Source organism: Gordonia aurantiaca (assembly GCF_039939235.1).
GTDB lineage: Bacteria > Actinomycetota > Actinomycetes > Mycobacteriales > Mycobacteriaceae > Gordonia.
Genome location: NZ_JBDUUF010000032.1, coordinates 1 through 1,507, shown reverse-complemented (window position 1 = coordinate 1,507; position 1,507 = coordinate 1). Strand labels below are relative to the sequence as shown.

Here is a 1,507-nt window from a genome sequence, read left to right as displayed (position 1 = left end):
GTGTTTGGTGATCGTGATGATGTCGTGCGTGCTCTCGGCGCTGTCGATGAGCGCGGAGAGCTTGTCCTTGGCTTCGCCGAGTGGCACTGTCGTCATGCCTTCAGTCTAGCCGCTAGACTGGCCCGAAACTAGCCATACTGTTGGCCGATAATGTACCTTATGTCAACTAAACTTGCCATCGTCGTTCAGCCCGCATTGGTAGAAGCGGCGTCGAGGGTTGTCGGATGACAACGCACCCGGGACTTTGACACGTCTCAACTACGTTGTCGCCCGACAAGAGTGTATGCGCATGTCTCAGATCACTTATCACCGTCGGATCGGTCAATTAGACGCTAGGCCAGGCGAAGTGGCAGGCTAGTGGCACCAAACCTGAACCGCGACAACCGATCGTCGTTGGTCAGCGACTTCCAACACGTGGCGCCAGTCTCATCTTGGCGGACACCCGACAAGTTTGGTGAGCTTGGCGTGAACCTACTCACCACCACCACCGCCTCCACCACCCCCGCCGTCACCACCCCCGCCGTCACCTCCTCCGCCGCTTCCGCCGTCGCCTCCTCCTCCGCCGTCGGAGCCGCCGTCGCCCCAGCCGCCGTCGGATTCCGCCCAGCCTCCGTTGTCGTCTGCCCAGACCAGGGCGGCCCCGCCGCCCACGGTGAGCGAAGCAGTGCCCACCTCGCGCGAACGGTGGGTCCGTGGCAGCAGCCCGGACGGGTCGGGTACGAGCGCGGACTGCGGCACCATGCGACCCATCAGCCAGCACTCGTTGTTCGTCCGGTCCACCACGATGACCGCGCTCGACCGAGAGCTGCGGTTCAGAAGGTACCCGTCCAACCGGGTAGAAATGACCGCCGGCATCCTGGTGCGGTCACCGAGGAGCGCGACGGTGGTCTCACCAGCGAGCGCGGCGGCCAGACCGCTGTCAGGGACGATTCGCTCCAACACGCCCAGTATGGCGACCCGCTGCGAGTTCCCGCTAATGCGCGAAGCCATCCAGTTGTTGGGCTGCTGCGCCACGAGAACCAGGTCGGGCGCAGCATCGGGGTCGAACCGGCGCAACGTGATCCCTCGGCGCACCCGGCGGGCGCCCTGCCGGATCGCAACAATCAGAGCCACGGCTGGGGCCACCACCAGGAACGCGGATAGCAGCAGCCAAATGGCGATGCCAAACAACACACCCATCCACTGCTTGTCGTCTGGGGTAGCACGAGAGACCTCGTTGATCCACACCAGCGGGCTCAACACCCTCCAGCCGCGTTCGTTGACCATGGTCCCCGTGGGGAGCATTAGCCAGATCGCAGCCGCAACGCCCAGCAGCAGCGGCCCGACAGCACTGAACAGGCTACCGATAGCGGCACGGGCGATAAGTGATCGATTCACTCGAAACTGAACCGTCCTGGGTCTGGTGGAGACCGTGATCTCACCAGGAGAATGCCGGTATGGCTGCACCAAGGAAGTTCGATCCAGAGACCCGCGAGCGGGCTGTGAGGATGTATCACGACCACCTCGC

At 63.6% G+C, this 1,507-nt stretch carries 2 protein-coding genes; both read right to left on the bottom strand.

Annotation, left to right across the window (positions count from 1 at the left end):
• On the bottom strand, positions 1 to 96 hold a 96-nt coding region (locus ABFT43_RS22605), incomplete at its 3' end, for a type II toxin-antitoxin system prevent-host-death family antitoxin (protein ID WP_347962250.1).
• A gap of 375 nt (positions 97 to 471) precedes the next feature.
• Positions 472 to 1,377: a hypothetical protein gene (locus ABFT43_RS22600; RefSeq protein WP_347962473.1), complete on the bottom strand. Its 906-nt coding sequence runs from the start codon at positions 1,375 to 1,377 to the stop codon at positions 472 to 474.
• Positions 1,378 to 1,507 lie beyond the last annotated feature (130 nt).